Source organism: Pseudomonas sp. Marseille-Q5115 (assembly GCF_916618905.1).
GTDB lineage: Bacteria > Pseudomonadota > Gammaproteobacteria > Pseudomonadales > Pseudomonadaceae > Aquipseudomonas > Aquipseudomonas japonica_A.
Genome location: NZ_CAKAKI010000001.1, coordinates 2740001 through 2762944 on the forward strand (window position 1 = coordinate 2740001; position 22944 = coordinate 2762944).

24 protein-coding genes are annotated in these 22944 nt (G+C 62.3%); 13 read left to right on the forward strand and 11 right to left on the reverse strand.

Going from position 1 to position 22944, the window contains the following annotated elements; all coding sequences use genetic code 11:
- Positions 1–130 precede the first annotated feature (130 nt).
- Positions 131–1015, forward strand: coding sequence for a threonine/homoserine exporter RhtA (gene rhtA / locus LG385_RS12695; protein WP_225774577.1), 885 nt, complete (start codon positions 131–133; stop codon positions 1013–1015).
- Between the two features lie 9 nt (positions 1016–1024).
- Here the strand turns inward: rhtA and LG385_RS12700 are convergent, their stop codons facing one another.
- Complete coding sequence (locus tag LG385_RS12700) at positions 1025–2833, reverse strand: aminopeptidase P family protein (RefSeq protein ID WP_225774578.1); 1809 nt, start codon at positions 2831–2833, stop codon at positions 1025–1027.
- A gap of 174 nt (positions 2834–3007) precedes the next feature.
- Between LG385_RS12700 and LG385_RS12705 the strand changes: the two genes are divergently transcribed.
- The 3 genes from LG385_RS12705 to LG385_RS12715 are packed head-to-tail and all read left to right on the forward strand — an operon-like array spanning position 3008 to position 5263.
- The gene (locus LG385_RS12705; protein ID WP_225774579.1) at positions 3008–3385 is read left to right on the forward strand and encodes a termination factor Rho; all 378 of its coding nucleotides are present in this window, start codon (positions 3008–3010) and stop codon (positions 3383–3385) included.
- 14 nt (positions 3386–3399) lie between these two features.
- Complete coding sequence (locus LG385_RS12710; RefSeq protein WP_225774580.1) at positions 3400–4509, forward strand: DUF3182 family protein; 1110 nt, start codon at positions 3400–3402, stop codon at positions 4507–4509.
- On the forward strand, positions 4493–5263 hold the full coding sequence (locus LG385_RS12715) for an alpha/beta hydrolase family protein (RefSeq protein ID WP_225774581.1): 771 nt from the start codon (positions 4493–4495) through the stop codon (positions 5261–5263). Before LG385_RS12710 ends, LG385_RS12715 begins: the two co-directional genes overlap by 17 nt.
- A 13-nt stretch (positions 5264–5276) precedes the next feature.
- On the opposite strand, the gene LG385_RS12720 is transcribed toward LG385_RS12715, so the two are convergent.
- From LG385_RS12720 to LG385_RS12730, 3 genes are all read right to left on the reverse strand, one after another.
- A complete protein-coding gene (locus LG385_RS12720) occupies positions 5277–5531 on the reverse strand; it encodes a hypothetical protein (RefSeq protein WP_225774582.1) in 255 nt (84 codons plus the stop codon).
- 166 nt (positions 5532–5697) lie between these two features.
- Positions 5698–6705: an ABC transporter substrate-binding protein gene (locus LG385_RS12725; RefSeq protein WP_225774583.1), complete on the reverse strand. Its 1008-nt coding sequence runs from the start codon at positions 6703–6705 to the stop codon at positions 5698–5700.
- Between the two features lie 66 nt (positions 6706–6771).
- On the reverse strand, positions 6772–7242 hold the full coding sequence (locus tag LG385_RS12730) for a hypothetical protein (RefSeq protein WP_225774584.1): 471 nt from the start codon (positions 7240–7242) through the stop codon (positions 6772–6774).
- Between the two features lie 309 nt (positions 7243–7551).
- Here LG385_RS12730 and LG385_RS12735 point away from each other — a divergent pair, with 309 nt between their 5' ends.
- Positions 7552–7815 carry a DUF2789 family protein gene (locus LG385_RS12735; protein ID WP_181122540.1) on the forward strand — a complete coding sequence of 88 codons (264 nt, stop codon included), beginning with the start codon at positions 7552–7554 and terminating at the stop codon, positions 7813–7815.
- A 6-nt stretch (positions 7816–7821) separates the two neighbouring features.
- Here the strand turns inward: LG385_RS12735 and LG385_RS12740 are convergent, their stop codons facing one another.
- Positions 7822–9432 (reverse strand): methyl-accepting chemotaxis protein, encoded by a 1611-nt coding sequence (locus LG385_RS12740; RefSeq protein ID WP_413247325.1) that lies wholly within the window; start codon positions 9430–9432, stop codon positions 7822–7824.
- 112 nt (positions 9433–9544) lie between these two features.
- Positions 9545–9949 (reverse strand): TraR/DksA family transcriptional regulator, encoded by a 405-nt coding sequence (locus tag LG385_RS12745; protein ID WP_181115795.1) that lies wholly within the window; start codon positions 9947–9949, stop codon positions 9545–9547.
- A gap of 267 nt (positions 9950–10216) precedes the next feature.
- Between LG385_RS12745 and efeU the strand changes: the two genes are divergently transcribed.
- The 7 genes from efeU (at position 10217) to LG385_RS12780 (ending at position 17329) form a co-directional block, all read left to right on the forward strand.
- Complete coding sequence (gene efeU / locus LG385_RS12750; RefSeq protein ID WP_225774585.1) at positions 10217–11056, forward strand: iron uptake transporter permease EfeU; 840 nt, start codon at positions 10217–10219, stop codon at positions 11054–11056.
- Positions 11057–11064: 8 nt separating this feature from the next.
- The gene (efeO, locus tag LG385_RS12755) at positions 11065–12261 is read left to right on the forward strand and encodes an iron uptake system protein EfeO (RefSeq protein ID WP_225774586.1); all 1197 of its coding nucleotides are present in this window, start codon (positions 11065–11067) and stop codon (positions 12259–12261) included.
- A gap of 13 nt (positions 12262–12274) precedes the next feature.
- Positions 12275–13579, forward strand: coding sequence for an iron uptake transporter deferrochelatase/peroxidase subunit (efeB, locus tag LG385_RS12760; RefSeq protein ID WP_225774587.1), 1305 nt, complete (start codon positions 12275–12277; stop codon positions 13577–13579).
- Positions 13580–13596: 17 nt separating this feature from the next.
- Positions 13597–14418 carry an iron uptake system protein EfeO gene (gene efeO, locus LG385_RS12765; protein ID WP_225774588.1) on the forward strand — a complete coding sequence of 274 codons (822 nt, stop codon included), beginning with the start codon at positions 13597–13599 and terminating at the stop codon, positions 14416–14418.
- Between the two features lie 152 nt (positions 14419–14570).
- Entirely contained in the window at positions 14571–15638 is a 1068-nt protein-coding gene (locus tag LG385_RS12770; RefSeq protein WP_225774589.1) for a phosphotransferase family protein, read from the forward strand.
- 11 nt (positions 15639–15649) lie between these two features.
- Positions 15650–16414 (forward strand): SDR family oxidoreductase, encoded by a 765-nt coding sequence (locus LG385_RS12775; protein ID WP_181115809.1) that lies wholly within the window; start codon positions 15650–15652, stop codon positions 16412–16414.
- 135 nt (positions 16415–16549) lie between these two features.
- The gene (locus LG385_RS12780; protein ID WP_225774590.1) at positions 16550–17329 is read left to right on the forward strand and encodes a TSUP family transporter; all 780 of its coding nucleotides are present in this window, start codon (positions 16550–16552) and stop codon (positions 17327–17329) included.
- Here the strand turns inward: LG385_RS12780 and nudC are convergent.
- The 5 genes from nudC to gnd form a co-directional block, all read right to left on the reverse strand.
- On the reverse strand, positions 17297–18127 hold the full coding sequence (nudC, locus tag LG385_RS12785) for an NAD(+) diphosphatase (RefSeq protein WP_225774591.1): 831 nt from the start codon (positions 18125–18127) through the stop codon (positions 17297–17299). The genes LG385_RS12780 and nudC overlap by 33 nt on opposite strands.
- 28 nt (positions 18128–18155) lie before the next feature.
- Entirely contained in the window at positions 18156–18968 is an 813-nt protein-coding gene (locus tag LG385_RS12790; protein WP_225774592.1) for a crotonase/enoyl-CoA hydratase family protein, read from the reverse strand.
- A gap of 54 nt (positions 18969–19022) precedes the next feature.
- Complete coding sequence (locus LG385_RS12795; protein ID WP_225774593.1) at positions 19023–19838, reverse strand: HAD family hydrolase; 816 nt, start codon at positions 19836–19838, stop codon at positions 19023–19025.
- Positions 19835–21346 carry a glucose-6-phosphate dehydrogenase gene (gene zwf / locus LG385_RS12800; RefSeq protein WP_225774594.1) on the reverse strand — a complete coding sequence of 504 codons (1512 nt, stop codon included), beginning with the start codon at positions 21344–21346 and terminating at the stop codon, positions 19835–19837. Before zwf ends, LG385_RS12795 begins: the two co-directional genes overlap by 4 nt.
- A 103-nt stretch (positions 21347–21449) precedes the next feature.
- Entirely contained in the window at positions 21450–22427 is a 978-nt protein-coding gene (gene gnd, locus LG385_RS12805) for a phosphogluconate dehydrogenase (NAD(+)-dependent, decarboxylating) (RefSeq protein WP_225774595.1), read from the reverse strand.
- A gap of 313 nt (positions 22428–22740) precedes the next feature.
- Here gnd and LG385_RS12810 point away from each other — a divergent pair, with 313 nt between their 5' ends.
- A complete protein-coding gene (locus tag LG385_RS12810; protein WP_181115840.1) occupies positions 22741–22923 on the forward strand; it encodes a DUF6026 family protein in 183 nt (60 codons plus the stop codon).
- Positions 22924–22944 lie beyond the last annotated feature (21 nt).

Genomic DNA, 22944 nt, shown 5'->3' on the forward strand with positions numbered 1-22944 from the left:
AAGTGGGGCGCATTATAAGGGCTTTCGAGAGGGCGTCAACACTTATTTAACACCTACCGGCAATAAAGCCCGTTGCCGTGGCTGAGGCCTTGCAGGATCATGCACAGCTGCCCTCTGTTTCAGGATTGTCATGCCCTCCCCCGCCTCTCTCCGTACGCTTGCGTTCCCCATTGGCCTTCTCTTGATAGCCATGGCTTCCATACAGTCTGGCGCCTCACTGGCAAAATCGCTGTTCCCGTTGATAGGCGCGCCGGGTACGACCGCCGTTCGCTTGGTATTCGCCGCTGTCATCCTGCTGATCGCCTTGCGCCCTTGGCAAACGAAGATGTCCTTTCACGGGCTTCGCCACGTCTTTGTCTATGGCCTGGCGCTGGGGGGGATGAATCTCCTCTTCTATATGTCGTTGCGCACGGTTCCACTGGGTATTGCCGTCGCGCTGGAGTTCACCGGCCCATTGGCGGTAGCGGTAATGTCATCCCGGCGCAAAGTGGACTTCTGCTGGGTAGGGTTGGCGCTGGCCGGCCTGCTACTGCTGGTACCAGGTGCCGCCAGTGCCGGAGCGGTAGACCCCACCGGCGCGCTGTTCGCATTGGCGGCCGGTGCATGTTGGGCGCTTTATATAGTGTTCGGGCAGAAAGCCGGGGCCGCCCATGGCATTCAGACCGCGGCGCTTGGGGTTACCCTGGCTGCCATCTGTATCGCGCCGTTCGGTGTTATCTCCGCCGGGGCTGCGCTGCTGAATCTGTCGATCCTCCCTGCCGCCATCGGCGTAGCCATCTTATCGACGGCACTTCCTTATAGCCTGGAGATGGTTGCGCTCACCCGGATGCCTGCGCGTACGTTCGGTATCCTGATGAGCATGGAGCCCGCGATTGGCGCGCTGTCCGGGCTGCTGTTCCTGGGCGAGGCGCTTACCTTGAACCAATGGCTGGCGATCGCTGCCATTATCGCCGCCTCGGCGGGTGCAACGCTCACTCTGCCGCGCCAGCCAACCGCGGTAGCGGCGGCTGACTAGGGCAAGGCCTCACACTGCGGCTGTGCGGCTAGTCAACCAGGCCAAGGCATCGCCGTTCACCCTCGGGGCAAGGCGCTCGCGCACCTGGGCATGATACCGGTTGAGCCACTCGCGCTCATGCGGTGTCAGGCGCTCCGGTAGCAGGCAACGGGTGTCGATGGGGCATAAGGTCAGGGTTTCGAACTGCAGAAACTCACCGAACTCACTCCGCGCCGCCGCCCGGGTCGCTACCAGGTTCTCAATGCGCACACCCCAGCGACCTGGCCGATACGTGCCTGGCTCGATGGAGGTAATCATGCCCTCTCGCATCGCCGTATGAGGCGCGGGCGCGGCCTGATAGGCGATGACCTGAGGGCCTTCATGCACATTGAGGAAGTAGCCCACCCCATGGCCGGTGCCGTGACCGTAGTTGACGTTGTCTGCCCAAAGCGGCGCCCTCGCGATCGCATCCAGCAGCGGCGTGAGTATGCCCTCAGGGAAGCGCGCGGCGGACAGTGCCATCATGCCTTGCAGCACGCGAGTACAGTCTGCTTTCTGCTCCTCGGTGGGAGTGCCAACCGGAACCATGCGCGTGATATCGGTGGTACCCCCCAAGTACTGGCCACCTGAATCAATCAGCAGCAGGCCATCACCTTCAATGATCGAATGTGACGATGGCGTGGCGCGATAGTGCGGCAACGCGCCGTTCGGGCCATAGGCCGCGATCGTCGCGAAACTGGGGCATACGTAGCCGGCTTGACGCGCACGTGCGGCAATCAGCTGCTCGTCGATGGTCACCTCGGTCACTACTTCGTTACCCAGCGCGCTCTCCAGCCAGGCGAAAAACTCGCAAAGCGCAGCGCCGTCCCGTTCCATCGCTTCCCGTACATGGGACAGCTCCGCTTCGCTCTTGCACGCCTTGAACAAGGTGCTGGGGTTGATCTGCTCAATCAGCCGGACCGAGTTGGGCAGCTTGGCGACCAGACCCGCGGTGACCCTTGCCGGGTCGATCAACAAGGACGTCTCAGGGTCCAACCCCGCCAGGTCTGTCATCACCTGGTCGTAATCCCGTACTTCCACTCCATCGGCGGCCAGCATGGCCTGCAAAGGGGGAGCGACTGTGCCCTGCCCTACCCACAGCACCGCGTTGTCTTCGAGCACCATCGCGAAGGCAAGGAACACCGGGTTGTAACTCACGTCACTGCCGCGCACATTGAACAGCCAGGCGATATCGTCGACAGTGGCAATGAAGTGAGCATTCGCCCCGGCCTCGGCCATCGCCTGGCGTACCCGCCGCAATTTGCTGGTCAAGGCCTCGGTGGCCTCAGGCGCCGCATGGGCAACCACGGGCTTGCCGGGCAACGCTGGCCGGTCGGTCCACACCTCGGCGATCCAGTCGCGCCCACCCAGCAATTGAATGCCATTGGGCTCAAGCTTTTGCCTCAGGCTGCGCTCGGCCTGCAACGCCAGCACACGAGCATCCACCGCAACGCTGCCGCCATTGGGTACATGCTCGGCAAGCCAATCCAGTGGGCCGGGGGCACCCGGTTGCAGCTTCATCAGGCTGATGCCGCTACCGTTCAATTCCCGCTCAGCCTGTTCCCAATACCGGCTGTCTGCCCACAGCCCGGCAAACGCACCACTGACCACCAACGTACCCACGGAGCCTTCGAAGCCGGAGAGCCAGCGGCGCGCCTGCCAATGGCCCGGGAGGTATTCGGACAGGTGAGGGTCGGCCGACGGTACCAGTAAGGCATCCACACGCTCGCGTTCCAGCAGCGCGCGAACGGCGGCAATGCGATCAGGAACCGAGCCGTGAGGGCGAGAAGAGGATGTCATTGAAGCTCCAGCACCATGAATAAAGAAGCAATCATGCGGCACGCCCGGCATCAGCGGCAAGTCAGGGCCCAGGCGTTGACGCTGAACTTCCGGCGGTTGCGCTCTTCATAACTTGAGAGGATGGCCGTTCAGGCCCGCGTTAGTGTTCCGACTTCGTCAAGCTGGAGGTGCATCATGCCCCGTGGAAGCAAAGACAAATACACCGACAAACAAAAAGACAAGGCTGCAGCCATCGAGAAGCAGTATGAGGCCAAGGGAGTACCCGCAAAGGCAGCCGAAGGGCGTGCCTGGGCTACGGTCAACAAGCAGTCCGGCGGCGGGGAAAAGTCCGGCAGCGGCAAAAGTACCAGCCCCAAGGCGAAATCCCGCGCCCGACATGACAGCGCGGAGCGCGCTGCGGCGAGCCGCAAGGGTGAATCGCGCTCATCCAACGGCTCGCTCGCCACGCAGACGAAAGCCTCACTGATGGCCGAAGCCCGTAGCAAGAATATTCCCGGCCGCTCGTCAATGGACAAGCAGGCCCTGATAGACGCATTGCACAAAGCCTCCTGATGCGGAAGCCGACCATGAATGCAGTCTCGGCCTATGATGCGGTGAAGCTTCTGGCGGGCGATACGGCCACCCCGCAACACGAACGTGACGTTCACCAGAAGCTTGCCGCAATGTTATGCGACCTACTGGGCATCCGGCCTGCGCGGGTGTTACAGACGGACGACACCCCCACACCTCGTACGTACTACCTCCCTGCTCGCACCCTCACAGGCGAGGCCGCGATGCAGTTGAATGTGCACTCGCAGGCAGATTTCTTCGGCGGCTGGGTAAGTGACCCTTTCATCGCCACCAAGGCAATTTCCCATCCTTTATATCCCGACAGCCAGGCGCCTTCCACTTGGCAGCCTGGATTTGCACGGGTGGCAGGCGATGCGCTGCTGCCGGGATGGACTGTTTTCAGTAAGGCTGACGCGGTACGTGCGGGCCGCTCCATGCTCGAACAGGCAGCATTCCGGCTCAAGCCGGTACGGGCGACGGCGGGCCGAGGACAACAAGTGATCGACTCTCTCGCGGCGCTCGAAAGGGCCTTGGCACCCATGGATGAAAACGAGCTGAACGACTGGGGCCTGGTGCTTGAAGAAAACCTTACAGATGTCGAAACCTTCAGCGTCGGGCAAGTACGCGTGGGAGGTCAGACAGCCAGCTATTACGGCACCCAACGGCTGACCGAAGACAACCAGGGTGAATGGGTCTACGGCGGCTCCGACCTCAACGTTTACCGGGGCGACTATGACGCCCTGCTGCAAGACAACCTGGCGCCTGCGCTGAAAACAGCGATACGTCAGGCTCGGGCCTATGAACAGGCCGTGGAAAAGAGCTACCCCGGCTTTTTTGCCTCCAGGCGCAACTACGACATTGCGGTGGGTACTACCCAAGACGGCCGTCGGCTGAGCGGCGTGCTGGAGCAGTCGTGGCGGGTGGGCGGCGCCAGCAGCGCGGAAATCCTCGCCCTGTTGGCATTCAAGCAGGACCCGACGTTGCACAAGGTGATCGCCTCCACCCACGAAGTGTTCGGCCCTTTCAGTGTGCCCGAAGGCGCCAAGCTGTTTTTCCAGGGCGATGACGCCGCAGTAGGCTTCATTACAAAATACGCACGGATCCGACCCTATGGCCATAGTGAGTGAACCCATCGAACTCACCGTCGACGATCAAAGCATCGCCGGCACCCTGTTGAGCCCCAGCCCGAAGCTACCTGGCATTTTATTCGTACACGGATGGGGCGGCAGCCAGCAGCGCGACCTTGGCCGCGCCAAAGGCATAACAGGCTTGGGCTGTGTATGCCTGACCTTCGACTTGCGCGGCCATGCGCGAACCGAAAGCCAGCGTCAGACGGTGAATCGGGAACAAAACCTTAAGGATGTATTGACTGCATACGACAGGTTGGTCAGCCACCCGGATGTAGATCCCAACTCCATCGCCGTTGTCGGCAGCAGTTACGGCGGTTACCTGGCTGCCCTGCTGACCGCGCAACGCAAGGTTCGTTGGCTGGCCCTTCGGGTGCCTGCCTTGTATTGGGACAAGGAGTGGGACGTGCCCAAGTCTGCATTGAACCGGGAAGGCCTGGCCCATTACCGTCGTACTGTGCTCACTCCGGCCGACAACCGCGCCCTTGCCGCATGCGCCGAATTTGCTGGCGATGTCTTGCTGGTAGAGTCAGAGCATGACGACTACGTGCCGCACACCACCCTCATGAGCTATCGCTCCGCCTTCGTCGGCGCTCACTCGCTGACCCATCGTATTGTCGATGGCAGCGATCATGCCCTTACCAGCGAAGCCTGCCAGAAGGCCTACAGCAGTATTCTGACCAACTGGATCAGCGAAATGGTCATCGGCTCTCGTCTGGAAAACTACCCGCACCATTCGGCAGTGTATTCCTGACAAGGCCTGTACCTCAGCTTTCGCGGCCTGCCTGGGCGGCTGGCACAGCATCTTGAGCCAGGCCGGTAGCATTGGCGTTCTGCCCGCGGACCAGCTTGGCCCGGGCCTGAACGTATTGATCGAAAGGCAACCCTTGCCTGTTCAGAGCTTCCATGGACAGCTCGAAGCGCTCTTCAGCGGAATACGGGCGGGTTTCAGGGCCAGCGGTGGTGCAACCGGCCAGAATGGCAACGGACATCAGCGGAATCAGCAGCAGCGAGCGTTTCATGGGAACCTCCAGCCCCATCGGGCGGTTACGTTTCGGGAATGAGCTCAGGCTAAGCCCGCGCTCGTTCACAGAAAAATCACCGGGTTTGATAGTGGCTATTGCTCGCGCAACGGTATGGCGATGGAACCCCCGCGCCAGGGCGCGCGGGGGCTGGTGAAACAGGGGATCAGAGGGTGCCCTGAACCTTGCTGGCGATGTCCGCGGGCAGCCAGGCTTGAAGCCATTCGGGATGAGCCTTGAGCAGCTCGGCCGCCACCTTGCGCGGCTCGAGGTGTTTCTCGCTCATGGTCGCCAGCGCCTGGTTCAGCGGGGTAATGGGCAGGTCTACCTTGGCAAGGAAGGCGCTGATTTCCGGGTGCGCCTGCTCGAATGCAGCGGAAACGCCCACCGACAGCTTCGAGGCCAAAGACCGCGTGGGCCGCGGGCTAGGGTTGCTGGCATCGGTGAGGGTCTTCCAGGCTTCGGCGTCGAACGGCGGCTCTTCCAGTTGAATGAAGTCATAACGGCCGAGCAGTGGCGTGGGGCTCCAGTAATAGAACAGCACTGGCTTGCCCCGTTTTACCGAGGAGCTGATTTCGGCGTCGAGGGCCGCGCCGGAGCCTGCCCGGAAGTTGGTAAAGCTGTCGGTCAGGCCATAGGCCTTGAGCTTCTGCCCGTTCACCACTTCGGATGTCCAGCCGGTGGGGCTGTTGAGAAAACGCCCCTTCCCGGGGCTCTCCGGATCCTTGAACACGTCCTTGTACCGCGCGAGGTCCGTCACGCTACGCAGGTCCGGCGCGAGCGGCTTGATACCCCGGGCGGGGTCGCCCTTGATCACGTAGGCCGGCACCCACCAGCCTTCGGTGGCGCCTTTCACGATATCGCCCAGGCCTTTGACCTGGCCCTTGGCTTCGGCGTCGTTCCACACCGGGCTGCGGCCAGCCCACTCCTCGGCGATCACCTGGATGTCGTTTCTGGCAAGGGCCGCTTCCAGGGTAACCGTGGTACCGGGCAGTGTTTCGGTGGGCAGGCCGTAGCCCTTCTCCACTACATAGCGGAGCATTTCGGTAATGAGGCTACCGCTTTCCCAGTTCAGATCAGCGAACCGGACGGTGTCGTTGGCGCTGGCGCTCGACAGATAACCGAACGCAAGCGCGGCGCAGAACCCCGCCAGGGTTCTATGGAGTCGTTTCATGGGTACCTCCTGGGCTGTAGGCAGATGACAGCCACAGCCTAGCCGAGGTTGCGCCAAACGCTGCGCTTACTGCTCGCTTGCCTTGAACGTGAGCTCACCGGCTCGCCATTTGGCTGCCTTGGCCACTGCAGCCTTGAGAGGTTTGGTCAGCCCTCCCACAAGTTGCTCGTTGGCCGCGAACACCAGCATTACGCTCTGGCCCTGGCGGAGCACCACGCCGTTGCCCATGGGCGTTTGCACGAAGGCGTATTCGCCAAGGCCATAGATGGTGAACTTGAGGTCGCGGAACTTGATCTCGAACTTGCCGCCTTCGCGGCTTGGCAGCACGGCAGCGCGAAAATGATCGCCTACTTTCAACTGCAAACCTGGCTTGTCATCGACTACAAGAGCGGTTTCGGTATCCACTTCAGCCATGTAAAGGCTGTCGGCGGACTGTTCGGTGATGTAGACAAAACGAGATTGAAATAACTTGACCAACTTAGCGCGCAAATCGCCCAGAACAAAAAGAGCGTGCATATCCAGATTGCTGACTGCCAACGAAAGATCCTCAACCCGATGGTAGAACCGGTCACTTCCGGTTTGTGGCCAGCATGCAGCCGACCATGAAAATACGGGGCAAAGCCCTGACATGAACAAATGGCCCGGCAGATGGGCAACGATCGCGAATGGATCATCCCTCTGAAGCGGTTGCCGGTAACCCGGGATTCTCTGCCAAAACCCCCGGTAAAGAAAAGCCCTTTCCGATCATTGTCGAAAACAGTCACGAAAAGGGCGAACTCCGCGCAACATACGGGGTTCAAATCCAGCGACGTAACCGTGTTTACAGAACCTGAATCGGAGCCCCCAATGGAAGACGTCCATCACGACCTGGAAAGCCTGTTCGCCCAACTCGGCCTGGGTACCAGCGGGCCGGAAATAGACAAGTTCATCGACGAACACCAACTTCCAGCCGACGTAAAGGTGTCAGAGGCCGAATTCTGGAACGACTCCCAGGCCGCCCTGCTGAAGGAATCGATCATGGCAGATGGAGAAGAAGCCATGTGGGTCGATGAGCTCAATACCCGCTTGCACCACGACGCCAACCAGCAGGCCACTCCTCCGGCCGTTTGACCGCGCCTACCCCCTTGCCGCCTGGGGTTTGTACCCCAGGCGCAACCCTCCCCAATGGCGACCCTGCACCATGATCGGCACGGAAAGGTCGTGCATCAATTCTCCCGTATCCCGGGTATAGGTCTGCAGCAATAGCGGCTTTTGATGGCTGCCACAGCGGATACCGGTGCGGTCGTCGAACTTGCGCTTGCTGCGTGAATACACCATGTCCTGTTGCGGGTCACCCATTGGCGGCCGGCTGAAGGCCTGATTATGAGTAGGCACATAGCCCTCTGGCGTACAGGCGATGGCGAACACCATCCCCTCATGGCGCTTGAGCAATGGTTCCTGGATCGAGGGCAGGGTGTCATCGGTATAACGATCGAAGCGGGTCTGATACTTGGGCGGTGTGGTGCCCGGAATCAGCCGATACTGGCGATCGAACAGGTCATCGAGGCTGATACGGCCGGCGGCAAGGTCCTGCTCGAAGCGCTGCTCGATAGCACGCGCACCTTCCAGCGCCAGGCTGTACACCCGCTGGTGATAGTCATCCAGCCCCACTTCCGCCAGGCGCTCGCTGATCACCTCCGCCTGCCGCTCCATATTTTCCGCAGCCTGCGCCAGCGCTCGGGTTTGTTCGTCGCTGATGGCCAAATCTTCGCGCATGCCGGCGATAGCTTCGAACAAGGCTTCCAGCTGCTGCTGATTCCCGCGGGCGCCCTCGGCGATGGTCTGCACCTGACGCTCCACGCCCTCTGATAGCTCGGCAATCCGTGACAGCTCGCTGCCCGTGTGCTCTACCTGTTCCACGCCCTGGCGCAGGTCGTCACTGAGCAAGGCAATCTGCTCCATCACGTCAGCGGTACGCTGTTGAATCTCGCCAACCATCTTGCCCACCTCTTCCGTAGCCGTGGCGGTGCGCCCGGCCAGGCTTCGCACCTCGTCGGCCACCACCGCGAAACCGCGCCCGTGCTCCCCGGCGCGGGCGGCTTCGATGGCGGCATTGAGGGCAAGCAGGTTGGTCTGGCTGGCAATCGACTGAATAACCAGCGCCACACGCTGGATATCCTCACTGCGCTGGCTGAGCATCTCGATGGACGCGCGGCTGGCAGTCGCCCGTTCGCTAAGCTGATGCATCCGCTGGATGGACTGTGCCAGCACGCCGCGGCCGCTGGCACTGCTCTGGCGGGCCTGGGAGGACGCCGCCAGGGCTTGCTCGCTAAAGGTACTGGCCAGGTGCTCGGTGCGGATCATGGCCTCGGCGCTGCCAACGATGCGGGCAGCGCCAGCCAATTGTGATTGCACCCTGCCGGCCAGCAGGCGAACCGACCAGGCGACCCCGGCCGCAGAAAGGGCGTTATGGCTTGTGGCGCGTGAAAGGTCGCGCGTAAGGGTGGCCATGGGTGCGGCCGCGACGGGCGTAGCCGGGGCGGACCTGCCGGCTGGCAGCACTGGCAGCCACAGTGCAACCAGCGCCAGCAGCCCGGTGATGGCCGGAGCGAAGCCCGCAAGCTCACTGGCAACGACGGCCATTAGCACCAACAGGCTTTGCAACAGGGCCCGGCGCCATGGCCGGGCCGGGACCGAGGGGCTATCCGGGGTAGACGACAAACCCTGCACTGCACCGGGAAGGTTCATGCCTGCGACTCCTGCTGGGGCTTATTATTGGCTTTCCCCATCTTGGTCTATCGTCGCGTTGCCAGCCATGCTGCCTTCGTCTCACTCGATGACTGGCACCCAGGCGGCGGGATCAGGCCTGGCGCTGATGCCGGTCGATCTGCTCGTGGCGCTCCTGCGCTTCGATGCAGTATTTGGTAGTGGGGCTGATCAGCAAGCGCTTGAGGCCGATAGGCTCGCCGCTGTCTTCGCACCAGCCGAAGGTATCCTCGGCGATACGCCCCAGTGCCTGCTCCAGTTGCGGCAACAGGCGCTGGTCGCGCTCGATGGCATTTACCAGCCAGTGGCGTTCTTCTTCCACGGAGGCAGCGTCCGCCGGGTCGGCCGGGGAGTCCAGGCTTTCGATCGCAATACGGCTCTCGTCGATACGTGCCTGGGTTTCGACCTTCATGGCTTGCAGCAGCTTGGTGAAATAAGCCTGCTGTTCGGCGTTCATGTAGTCATCGGCCGGCATGGCCAGCAACTTTTCCTTCGTCATTGATATCTCGATAAACCTGCGTGAGACGGATCGTTGGCCGGTCGCACCAGCGGTGCCGGGCGACGGGTAAAATCAAATAAGGGGCGGGAGTCTACGGGCGTGAGCAGCATGCAGCAATAGCGCGGGCCCAATTGCCGGAATACCGAGCGCAGGGCGCCGACCGTCGGTGAACATGACAGCTTCATGAAACATGCTGGAACGCACGTTCAATAATGAGTCTCATTATGTTACAAAACGCAATCTCATTCTTTATTGACGCGGTGCTTAATGCTCGTTCCATTCCTGATCATGCTGCGCGAAGGCATCGAAGCCGCGCTGATCGTAGGCATCATCGCCAGCTACCTCAAGCAAACGGGCCGTGGCGAATGGATGCCTGCCGTATGGGTGGGTGTATTCCTCGCCGTGGCCGTAGCGTTGCTGGCCGGTGGTGGCCTGGAACTGGCCAGCGCTGAATTTCCGCAAAAGCAGCAAGAGCTGTTCGAAGGGGTGATCGGGCTGCTGGCGGTGGGCATTCTCAGCTCCATGGTGTTCTGGATGCGCAAGGTGGCGCGCTCGATCAAGCACACGCTTCATGCATCCCTCGACACAGCGCTGGCCGGCTCGCGCAATCAGGTTTTTGCATTGATCGCCATGGTGTTCTTCGCCGTAGCCCGCGAGGGGTTGGAAACCGTGTTCTTCCTGTTGGCCGTGTTTCAGCAGAGCGAGGGCACTGGCGCCCCGCTAGGCGCGCTGCTGGGGCTGATGGTTGCGGTGGCCGTGGGGGTCGCCCTGTACCGCGGCAGCCTGAACCTGAACCTGTCGCGGTTCTTCCGCTGGACCGGGCTGTTCATCCTGGCGGTGGCAGCGGGCATCCTGGCGAATTCCGTGCAGGCCTTGCATGAAGCCGGCGTATGGAACGGCTTGCAGCACGTGGTGTTCGACTGGAGCGCGCAACTGCCTGTCGACAGCCCTGCCGGCGCGGTGCTGGCGGGCATGTTCGGCTACCAGGACACGCCCACCGTCAGCACGCTGGGCGCCTGGGCCGGCTACCTGGTGATCGCGCTGGCGCTGTTTTTCGCACCGGTGCGCCCCGCCCGCAACACCGCACCCACTGTAAGCCATTCCTAAGGTTCTTCATGCCCACATCTGCTCCTCGGCCGCCACGCCTCATGCGCGTGGCCGTAGCCGGTTCGGTGATCCTGATGATCGCCGCTGGCGGCCTGTTCTATTACGCCTCGCAAGTAGCCAACGAAAAACGCAAGGCCCATGCCGGCCAGGAAACCGTTGTCACTATCCACGACCACAGCTGTGAGCCCGCCGCGCTGAGCGTGCCGGCGGGCAAGGCCGCCTTCCGTATCGTGAATGCCTCCGACCGTGCCGTGGAATGGGAAATCCTCGATGGCGTGCTGGTACTCGAGGAGCGGGAAAACATCGCGCCTGGCATGAGCCAACTCATCAATGCCAGCCTTGAACCCGGCCACTACGCGATCACCTGCGGCCTGCTCAGCAACCCCCGTGGCACATTGACCGTTACGGCTACCGCAGAGTCCGACGCCCGCGCCAAGGCGCGTCCTTCGCTCACTACCTTTATTGGCCCGCTGTCCGAGTACCGGGTGTACCTCAGCCAGCAGGGCACAGCCTTGGTGGCGGCAGTCACTGCCTTGTCCGCGGCTATCGATGCCGGAGACCTCAGCAAGGCGCGCGAACTGTATGCGCCAGCCAGGGCGACTTATCAACGCATTGCTGGCGCAGCACAACGCTTCTCCGAATTGAACAATGCCATCGATGCCCGGGCTGACTACTACGAACACCGCGAGCAGGACCCAGCCTTCGCAGGCTTCCATCGGCTGGAGTATGAACTGTTCGATGCCAGCGCCAAGGCTGCTCAGCCGCTGGCACCCATCGCTCGCAAGCTGTTGGCTGATGTAACCCTGCTGAAAACCCAGCTGCTCGCCCAGCCGATTCCGCCCGAGCAACTGGTGGCCATGGTGTCGCGCAACCTGCGCAGCCTGGCCGACCACCGCTTCAACGGCGAGGAAGAGCGCTACAGCCACACCGACCTCAATGGCTTCGCCGCCAACCTGGAGGGGGCGAACAAGGTTGTTTCGCTGATGCGCCCTCTGGTGGAAAAAACCGCCCCTGACGTGCAGCACCGCATCGATAACGCCAGCGCAGCCCTGAATGACACGTTGCAGGCGGTGCGCAGCGACGGCCAATGGCCTGCCTATACCCAACTCACCCAGACGCAGCGCCAGGCAATCGCCGATCGCGCCCGCGATCTGGCCGACGCCCTGGATGGCATCGATCCGGCCCTTGGCCTGTCCGATCTCTGAAGGCATACATGCAATGACCGATACACGCCACCTCCCCTCCCTTGAACGCCGCCGGGTGCTGTTTGGCCTGGGCGCCGCGGGTGCCGCCCTCGCTGGCAGCGGCCTGGGCTGCCCGATGATGGCGCAAGCCAACGAAGGCAAGGTGACCGAGGCGCCGAAAAGCGAACGCACCGAAGACCGCCACCCCTATGAAGGCGTGCACCAGGCCGGGATCGTTACGCCACGCCCTGCCGCGGGCATGGTCGTGGCGTTCGACGTGCTCGCCAACGATCGCAACGACCTTGAGCGCCTGTTCCGCACCCTGGACGAGCGTATTCGGTTGCTCACTCGTGGGGGCCCTGTGGACAACCTGGACCCGAAACTGCCGCCGGCCGATTCCGGGATTCTTGGCCCAGTGGTAAGCCCGGACAACCTCACTATCACGGTGTCCGTGGGCGCTTCGCTGTTCGATGACCGCTACGGGCTGGAGGCGCTCAAACCAAAACGGTTGAGCCGAATGGTGGGCTTTCCCAACGACGCGCTGGAGGAGGATCGCTGCCACGGCGACCTCAGCCTGCAGTTCTGCTCCAACACGCCCGATACCAACATTCATGCCTTGCGGGACATCATCAAAGCATTGCCAGACCTGCTGTTCGTGCGCTGGAAGCAGGAGGGTTCGGTCCCGCCCCAGGCGCCGACCAAGCCGGGCGAGCCTGCACAGAACGCGCGTAACTTTCTGGGCTTTCGCGATGGCAGCGCCAACCCGGACTCCACTGATACCCAGGCCATGGATCGCCTCGTGTGGGTACAGCCGGGCGGTGACGAGCCTGCCTGGGCTGCTCAAGGCAGCTACCAGGTGGTGCGCGTCATCCGCAACTTCGTGGAGCGCTGGGACCGCACCCCGCTGCAGGAGCAAGAGAGTATCTTCGGCCGCCGCAAGGCCAGCGGCGCGCCCATGCAAGGCGGCGATGAGTTTGCCCTCCCCGACTACAGCAAGGACCCGGAAGGCAAGCTCACTCGCCTTGACGCGCATATACGCCTGGCTAACCCACGCACGCCAGGCAGCGAGGCGAACCTGATCTTGCGCCGGCCGTTCAACTACTCCAATGGCGTGAACAAGAACGGCCAACTCGACATGGGGCTGCTGTTCATCTGCTATCAGGCCGACCTGGAGCAAGGGTTCATCACGGTTCAACGCCGGCTCAACGGCGAGCCGCTGGAGGAATACCTCAAACCCACCGGTGGGGGGTATTTCTTCACCTTGCCGGGGGTGCGCAACGCCGAGGACTTCATCGGCCGCGCGCTGCTCGCTTCGCCTTACAACAACACCACTACTTGACCCTGGGGATGCATCACATGAAACGAACCTTGCTCGCGTCCATGATTGCCATGACCGCCCTCGCCGCCCCGGCTTTTGCCGCCACGCCGGCAGGCCTGGACCTGGTACAGCCGACTTCCGACTACAAGATCTACGTCACCGAAGAAGTCGGCAAGCTGGTCAGTGAAACCCAGGCGTTCACCGATGCGGTCAAGGCGGGCGACCTGGCGACGGCAAAAAAGCTCTACGCACCTACGCGCGTACACTATGAAGCGATCGAACCCATCGCCGAACTGTTCAGCGACCTGGATGCCTCCATCGACTCACGCGTGGACGACCACGAGCAAGGCGTGACGGCGGATGATTTCACCGGCTTCCACCGTATCGAATACGGCCTATTCGACCAGAACACCACCAAAGGCTACGAAGGCTTCGCCGATCAGCTGGTCAAGGATGTGAAAGACCTTCAGGCCCGCATCGACGGCTTGACCTTCCCGCCGGAAAAAGTAGTGGGTGGCGCCGCGGCGCTGCTTGAAGAAGTGGCCGCCACCAAGGTGACCGGCGAAGAAGATCGCTACAGCCATACCGACCTGTATGACTTCCAGGGCAACGTGGACGGCGCCAAGAAGATCGTCGAGCTGTTCCGCCCGCAAATTGAGAAGCAGGACAAGGCGTTCGTTGCCAAGGTGGACAAGAACTTCGCCACCGTGGAAACCATCCTGGCCAAGTACAAGACCAAGGACGGTGGCTTTGAAACCTACGACAAGGTAAAGGAACGTGACCGCAAGGCCATGATCGGCCCGGTAAACACCCTGGCTGAAGACCTTTCCACCCTGCGTGGCAAGCTCGGCCTGAATTAAAGCGACACCGCCCGGGGGTGATCGTACCCCCGGGCATTATCTGTTCTGTATGCCCCGCCAACAGCTTCACTGATAACACGCCTGCTAGTCTTGTCCCGGCAAACCTGCGCAATTAGATTGCCAGCCAAGAGCCATTTACCTAAGGGATCCGCATGGCGCTCACTGATCAGACCATCAGCTTGCGTGAAGGCGAAGCACTCGACGGCGCCGCTGTCGATGCCCTTCTCAAGGCGCACTTGCCCAGCCTCAACGGCGCACCCACGATCCGCCAGTTTCCCGGTGGCGCGTCCAACCTTACTTACCTGCTTGCCTACCCGGACCGGGAGCTGGTGTTAAGGCGCCCGCCGTTCGGTCACAAAGCCCGCAGCGCCCACGACATGGCGCGCGAATACCGCATCCTGGATAAGCTCAGCCGTAGTTTCAGCTATTGCCCCAGGCCAGTACTGCTCTGCACCGACGAAAGCGTCATCGGCGCGCAGTTTTACGTGATGGAGCGGTTACGCGGGGTCATCCTGCGCAAAGACCTGCCACCGGAATTGGGCCTGGATGCCGACGCGACCACTGCCCTGTGCAAGAGCTTCGTCGACCGCCTGGTGGAGTTGCATCAGGTGGACTACAAAGCCTGTGGCCTGGAAGACCTCGGCCGCCCCGAAGGCTATGTGCAGCGGCAAGTCGAAGGCTGGTGCGAGCGCTACACCAATGCGCTCACACCGGATGCCCCGGTGTGGACGCCAGTGATGGACTGGCTACGTGACAAGCGCCCCGCCGACAGTGGCCGGGCCAGCCTGATCCACAACGACTATCGCTTCGACAATGTGATTCTCGACCCTGCCAACCCCATGCGCATCACCGGCGTACTGGACTGGGAGCTCGCCACCCTGGGCGACCCGCTGATGGACCTGGGCAATTGCCTGGCGTACTGGGTGCAAGCCGACGATCCACACGCGGTGCAGCTCACTCGTCGCCAGCCCAGCAATGCCCCCGGCATGCTTACCCGCTCGGAAATGGTCGCGTACTACGCGCAGCGCTCGGGCCTCACCGTGGGCAACTTCGACTTCTACTACGTCCAGGGGCTGTTCCGCCTGGCCGGGATCGTCCAGCAAATCTATTACCGTTATTTCCATGGGCAGACCCGCGATCCGCGGTTCGCTCAATTCATCGCCATGAACGCCTTGCTCGAGCAGATGAGCCTGCAGGTGATCGGCCGTTCTACCCTTTGAGAGGAGGTTGCATGCCCACCGATCTATTTGACCTTGGCGGCAAAGTCGCTTTTGTTTCTGGTGCCAGCCGCGGCATTGGGGAAGCCATTGCACGGCTGCTGGCGGCCCAAGGCGCCCACGTGATCGTTTCCAGCCGCAAGCTCGAGGGCTGCCAGGCGGTGGCCGACGCGATCGTCGCGCAGGGTGGCCAGGCCACGGCGTTGGCGTGCCATATCGGCGAGCCTGAGCAGATTCAGCAGGCTTTCGAGACCATCCGCTCGCGCTTCGGCCGGCTGGACGTGCTGGTCAACAATGCCGCCACCAACCCACAGTTCTGCCATGTGCTGGACACCGACATCGCGGCGTTCCAGAAAACCGTGGACGTGAACATTCGCGGCTACTTCTTCATGTCGGTGGAAGCGGGCAAGCTGATGCGTACCCATGGCGGCGGCAGCATCATCAACGTAGCGTCGATCAATGGGGTATCGCCTGGTGCGTTCCAGGGGGTGTATTCGATCACCAAGGCGGCGGTGATCAACATGACCAAGGTGTTCGCCAAGGAATGCGCAGCCCTGGGCATTCGTTGCAACGCACTGCTGCCAGGGCTCACCGACACCAAATTCGCGTCGGCGCTGGTGAGCAACGAGAAGATTCTGGCCCAGGCGCTTACCCACATTCCGCTGGGGCGCGTGGCGGCGCCCACGGAAATGGCCGGCGCGGTGCTGTACCTTGCCAGCGCCGCTTCCAGCTACACCACGGGCACAGCGCTCAATGTGGATGGCGGGTATCTGGCCTGAGCAGCTGCGGGTGCTACTCACGGCTGCGGCATGGCCGGCAGCTGTGAAACTTTATTCGACATTCCCGGGCTCCGCGCCCGGTCCCATGTCGATTCAAGCTAGAATGCGCACCCCGTTCCGACGCAGTAGCGCGCCATGCCTTTCGATCTCAGCGTTGCCCCCACCACCCTGGCCATCCTCGCCGGGGTGGCGTTCCTTGCCGGTTTCATCGATGCCATCGCTGGCGGGGGTGGCTTGCTCACCACGCCTGCCCTGCTTACCGCCGGCCTGCCCCCGCACCTGGTGCTCGGCACCAACAAGCTCAGCTCCACGTTCGGTTCAGGCATCGCCAGCTTCACCTATTACCGCCGCAAGTTGTTCCAGCCCCGGCAATGGGTGCACGCGCTGGTATGCACCGGGATAGGCTCACTGCTTGGCGCTGGCGTGGCTCACTACCTGCCGGCCGAGTGGTTGAATAAAATGCTGCCGGTGATCGTATTTGCCTGTGGGCTTTACCTGTTGTTCGGCGGCACGCCCAAGGCGCCGCTGGACAGCAACGCACCGGTGCGCAAGAAATGGCAAGCGCCGCAGGGGCTTGGGCTCGGGTTCTACGATGGCGTGGCGGGGCCGGGCACAGGTGCGTTCTGGACGGTCAGCAGCCTGCTGCTCTATCCCATTGATCTGGTAAAGGCCAGCGGTGTGGCGCGCAGCATGAACTTCGTCAGCAATGCCGCCGCGCTGGCAGTGTTCATCGCTTCGGGGCAGGTGGACTGGATCATCGGCCTTACCATGGGCATCAGCCTGATGGTGGGTGCGTTCCTGGGCGCCCGCACCGCCATCAACGGCGGCGCGGCCTTCATTCGCCCGGTATTCATTACCGTGGTGCTGGCGCTGACCGTACGGCTAGCCTGGCAGCACTGGTTCGGGCAAGCCTGACCGGCGCGCAACATACAGGTCAATCAGATAGCGCGCGATGGAGCGCGACGCCGGCAGTGGCGGCAGCGCGTCGATGCGGAACCAGCGGGCGTCCTCGATCTCATCCAGCTGAGGAATGATCTCCCCGCTGGCGTACTCGGCATGGAAGCCCAGCATCATCGAGTGGGGGAATGGCCAGCACTGGCTGCCCATGTACTGGATGTTACGCACCTCCAGGCTCACCTCTTCCCGCACCTCGCGGATCACGCATTCCTCGGCGCTTTCGCCCGGCTCGGCGAAGCCGGCCAGGGTGCTGTACACGCCGGTGACGAACCGCGGCGACCGTGCCAGCAGTACCTCGTCGCCTCGGGTGATCAGCACGATCATGCTGGGCGAAATGCGCGGGTAGGCACGCAGCTCGCAGCGGTCACAGTACATGGCCCGCTCACCGGGCACCTGCACCATGGGCTTGCCACAGCTGCCGCAGAAGCGGTGCTCGCGTGCCCAGGTGCCGATCTGCGCGGCATAGGCAAGCATGCGGTAATGCTCGAAGTCGGTCTGCAGCATGAACTGCCGCAGCCCTTGCCATTGGCAATTGCTCACCACTACAGGGCCTTCGAACTCCAGCAAGTACACCGGCTGATCGTCCAGGTAACCTATGCCATGCTCGAACAGAATCGGCAGGCCCAGGCCTTTGAGCCAGTCACGGGCGAACAACACACCCTTGCTGTCGAACATGAAGCCCTCGGGGCTTCGGGCCACGGCCCAGCCCCCGGTGGGTTCGGTATCCAATACTGCGGTAGTCCAGCGATGCGCCATGGTCAAAAATCCTGGTAATGCCGTGCGGTCAATCCTCGAAGCGCGCGGCCTGTTTGCTCAGGCTCGCAGCCAATGCCACCCTGAGGTCGCTTCCCTGTAGCATGGCCGCGTTCCAGGTGGCCACGTATTCAAGCCCATCCTCCACCGAATGGTCGCGCATGTAGCTCAGCATGCGCTTGGTGCCTGTCACCGCCAGCGGCGACTTCTCCGCGATCTGCTGCGCAACAGCGAACACGCCCTCTTCCAGCGCCTGCGCCGTGGCGAATACCTGATTCACCAGGCCCAGCCGCAATGCTTCTTCAGCGCGGACCTCGCGCCCGGTGTACGCCAGTTCTCGCAGCATGCCGTCGCCGATGATGCGCGGCAGGCGTTGCAAGGTGCCCACATCCGCCGCCATCCCCATGTCCACTTCCTTGATCGAAAAGCGAACATCCTGGCTGCAGTAACGCATGTCGCACGTGGCGATCAGGTCTACCGCGCCGCCAATGCAGTAGCCCTGGATGGCGGCAAGTACCGGTTTGCTGCAGCGCTCTACTGCGGTCAAGGCGGCCTGAAGCGCGAGGATCTTGCGCCGTAGCAAGCGTGCGTTGCGGCCAACATCAGGCCCCAGCTCGGCAGCGACCTGGGCGAGCATCGCCAGGTCGATACCGGCGCTGAAATGTTCGCCGGCGCCGCTGAGTACCACCGCGCGCACGTCATCGGAGGCGTCCAGGGTGTCGAATATCTGTTCGATCTCCACCCAGAACGCATCGTTCATCGCATTACGCTTTTCCGCCCGGTTGATCACCACATGGGCGACCGCCCCTCGTCGCTCTACGCGAAACGCGCTGTACTCGGTCATCGCCAGGTCCTTGTTGTTATGGAGCGCGGACTATAGCAATCGCTACCGGCCGGGTCACCGGAGCACGCGCGGCAGAATGAACCGTTCGATCGCGGTGGCCACCCCGTCCTGCTCGTTACTATCAGTGACTACATCCGATGCCTCGCGTACATCGGCACTGGCCTGGCCCATCGCAATCGCCAGGCCCGCTACCCCGAACATCGCCACGTCGTTATGCCCGTCGCCCAGCACCGCTGTTTGCTCCAACGGCACGCCCAGGTGCCGCGCCAGCCGGGCCAACGCCTTGCCTTTGTCCGCTTCAAGGGCCGTGATGTCCAGGTAGTAAAGCTGGGAGCGTGCGGCATGTGCCTTGCCACCGAGCACTGGCTGAATTGCCGCTTCGAGCTGTTCCAGCAGCGCGTGGTCCGCAGTGGTGGCGACGATCTTGTCCACCCGGTCCAGGTAGGGCTCAAAATCGGCTACTTGAACAGCGTCATAGCCCAGGGCATGCCGTTCCGTTTCCAGATGCGCCGCGTCCCGGTTTTTCAGCAGCCAGTCGCCGTCTGCGAACAGCCATACGTCTACCGGGTGCTCGGCGAAGAAGGCCAATGCCGCCTTCACCGCTTCGGGGGCGATGGTGTGCGCTTCCAGCAAGCGGCCGTCCGGGTACACCAGGTTGCCCCCGTTGAAGCCGGCGATCGGTACGGTCACGCCCAGCAAGCGGGCCTGTTCGAGCATCGCCCGCGGTGGGCGGCTGCTGGCAAGAGTAAAAGTCGCGCCGGCCGCCTGGAGTTTCCGTACGGCTTCCACCACGGCTGGCGTGAGGCTGTGATCGCGGCGCAGCAAGGTGCCGTCCATGTCGCTGAGGACCAGCCTGATTGGCGCGCTCATCCGAGGGAATGCCAGGTACGGCCTTCACGGGCCAGCAATTCATCCGCGGCCGCCGGGCCATCGCTGCCGGCAGGGTACTCGCTCAAGCCGCCCTGCTCGCGCCAGGCATCCAGAAACGGCTGCACGGCCCGCCACCCGTTCTCGATATTGTCCGCACGCTGGAACAACGTCTGGTCGCCAATGAAGCAGTCGTATAGCAACGTTTCGTAGCCGGTCGAGGGTTGCATCTGGAAGAAATCCTTGTAGGCGAAGCCCAGCTTCACGTTGTCGATTATCAGGGCCGGGCCTGGGCGCTTGGCCTGCAGGTCGAACCACATGCCTTCGTCAGGCTGGATCTGCATATGCAGGAAGTTGGGCTTGATGTAGTCCACGTTGGTATCGCGGAACTGCGCGTAAGGCGCCGGCTTGAAGCAGATGGCGATCTCGGTGTCCCGCACGCTCAGCCGCTTGCCGGTACGCAGGTAGAAGGGCACGCCCATCCAGCGCCAGTTATCGATCATCACCTTGAGGGCCACGTAGGTTTCGGTGCGGCTGTCGGGCGCTACACGATCCTCTTCGCGGTAACCCTTCATGCCCTTGTCCCCGGCCGCATACTGCGCGCGCACGGAGTTGGCGAGCGCTTCTTCGGTCGTCCAGGGCCGGATGGCACCGATCACCTTGGCCTTTTCGCCGCGCACGGCGTCCGCCCCGAATGCAGCTGGGGGTTCCATCGCAACCATGGCGAGCAACTGGAACAGGTGGTTGGGGACCATGTCCCGTAGCGCACCAATGCTGTCATAGAACCCACCGCGGGTTTCCACCCCCACGGCTTCGGCCGCAGTGATCTGCACGTGATCGATGTAATGGTTGTTCCAGAAGGCCTCGAAGATACCGTTGGAGAAGCGGTTGACCATGATGTTCTGCACGGTCTCCTTCCCCAGATAATGGTCGATCCGGTAGATCTGGGACTCGCTCATCACGTCCAGCAGCTGGGTATTGAGCGCCTGGGCGGTTTCAAGGTCGGAGCCGAACGGTTTCTCCACAACCACACGCCGGTAGGCATTGGGCTGTTCATAGAGCAGGCCGGCACGCGCCAGGCGCTGTGAAACTTCGGTGAAAAACCGCGGCGACGTCGCCAGGTAAAACACGGCATTGCCTGTGCCGGTGGCCTGAAGGGTGCGACCCAGGGTCTGGTAGGTTTCGTCGTTGGTGAAGTCCCCGGTCACGTAGCTGATGCGCTTGGCCAGGGGCTCCCACACAGCAGGATCGATGATGGTGTCTTCGGCTTGCTCAGGGTGGCGGGCACGGGCCTGATCGATGATGAAAGACTTGAGACGTTCGGCGAACTCGGCATCGCCGACTTCGTTGTGGTCAACGCCCACGATATGCAGGTGGGGGTCCAGCAGCCCATCACGGGCCAGGTTGTACACCGCCGGCATCAGCAGGCGTTTTACCAGGTCGCCATGGGCGCCAAAGAGAAACAGGGTAGCCGGGGGTGCCGGCTCGGCCGTGGTTTTGCCTCGCTTCATACAGCTGTCTCCAGCGCTGATGGGCATACGCTGCACGGCCAGTGGCGCGAGCAACGGCAAGTCACCCGGGCTGTGGCGCGCCGCCACAACCCGGGTGTTGGAACTACTTCTTCACTTCGATGTGACCACCGAAGCCAAAACGCATGGCCGACAACATCTTGTCGCCATAGGTGGCTTCCTGACGGGAGCGGAAGCGCGCGAACAACGAACTGGCCAGCACCGGTACCGGAACAGCCTGTTCCACGGCTGCGTCGATGGTCCAACGGCCTTCGCCGCTGTCGGACACCGAGCCTGAGTAACCGGCAAGTTCGGGGTCCGACACCAACGCGTCAGCGGTGAGGTCCAGCAACCAGGAGGACACCACACTGCCCCGGCGCCATACCTCGGCGATGTCGGCCAGGTTCAGGTCGTAACGCTGGTCTTCCGGCAGTTGGGTCGAATTCTTCGTCTTGAGGATGTCGAAGCCTTCGGCGAAGGCCTGCATCATGCCGTACTCGATGCCGTTGTGAATCATCTTCACAAAGTGCCCAGCGCCAGCAGGGCCTGCGTGGATATAGCCCTTTTCGGCACGAATGTGCTCGGCTTCGCGGCCCTTGGTACGCGGGATTTCACCCACGCCCGGCGCGAGCGTTTCGAACAGAGGCTCGAGGCGTTCGAAAACAGCCGTCTCGGCGCCGATCATCATGCAGTAGCCGCGGTCCAGCCCCCAGACGCCACCCGAGGTGCCGACGTCCACGTAGTGCAGTTGTTTCTCCAGCAAGGCCTTGGCGCGGCGGGCGTCGTCCTTGTAGAAGGTGTTGCCACCGTCGATGATCACGTCGTCCGGCTCGAGCAGGCCGGCCAGTTCATTGATGGTGTCCTCGGTCGGCGCGCCGGCGGGCAGCATTACCCATACCGCGCGAGGCCGCTCGAGGTTGGCGACGAGGTCTTCCAGGCTGTGCGCCCCCTTGGCGCCTTCCGGCTCGAGCGCTTGCACGGCTTGCGCGTTGCGGTCGTATACCACCGTGTGATGGCCGTTACGCATGAGGCGTCGTGAAATATTCCCACCCATGCGACCCAGTCCCACGATTCCCAATTGCATGCCGGTAACTCCAGAAAATGTAAGAAAAGCCGTAACAGCTTATAGCAGCCCGCCGCTGAAGGTTAGTCCGAAGCACCTGCGGAAGGTTTCAGCCCTCTATGTAAAAGTTCCCGACAAGCGGTAAACCGTCTCAAACCCGCGCGCGACGTGGCTTTGGCGTCATTTACCTGCCGGAAGCCGAGACAACGTTGAAATAAAAAGTTCCCAAGCGGCCCTAAAGAAATCAGAATCGGAGCCGATCAAGGACATAACCCGGCGGGGAACACCCCACGAGGTCAGCCCTTAACGTAGTGATCCGCCATCGAGGTGTGCAATGGGTAACGTAGTCGTAGCCAAACAACCCCAAACGCTGTACGTCACAATCCGTCGTGACGAGTTGCACGACCTCAAGGCCGAGCGCGACCAGCTCAAGCGTAAAGTCGCCCAGTTGAGCGCCATGCTCTCCCAGGCTACCCACGGCGCTCTCGACTTCGTGCCCACCGCGCGTATCGCCTGATACCGCGAAGCAGGCACGGCA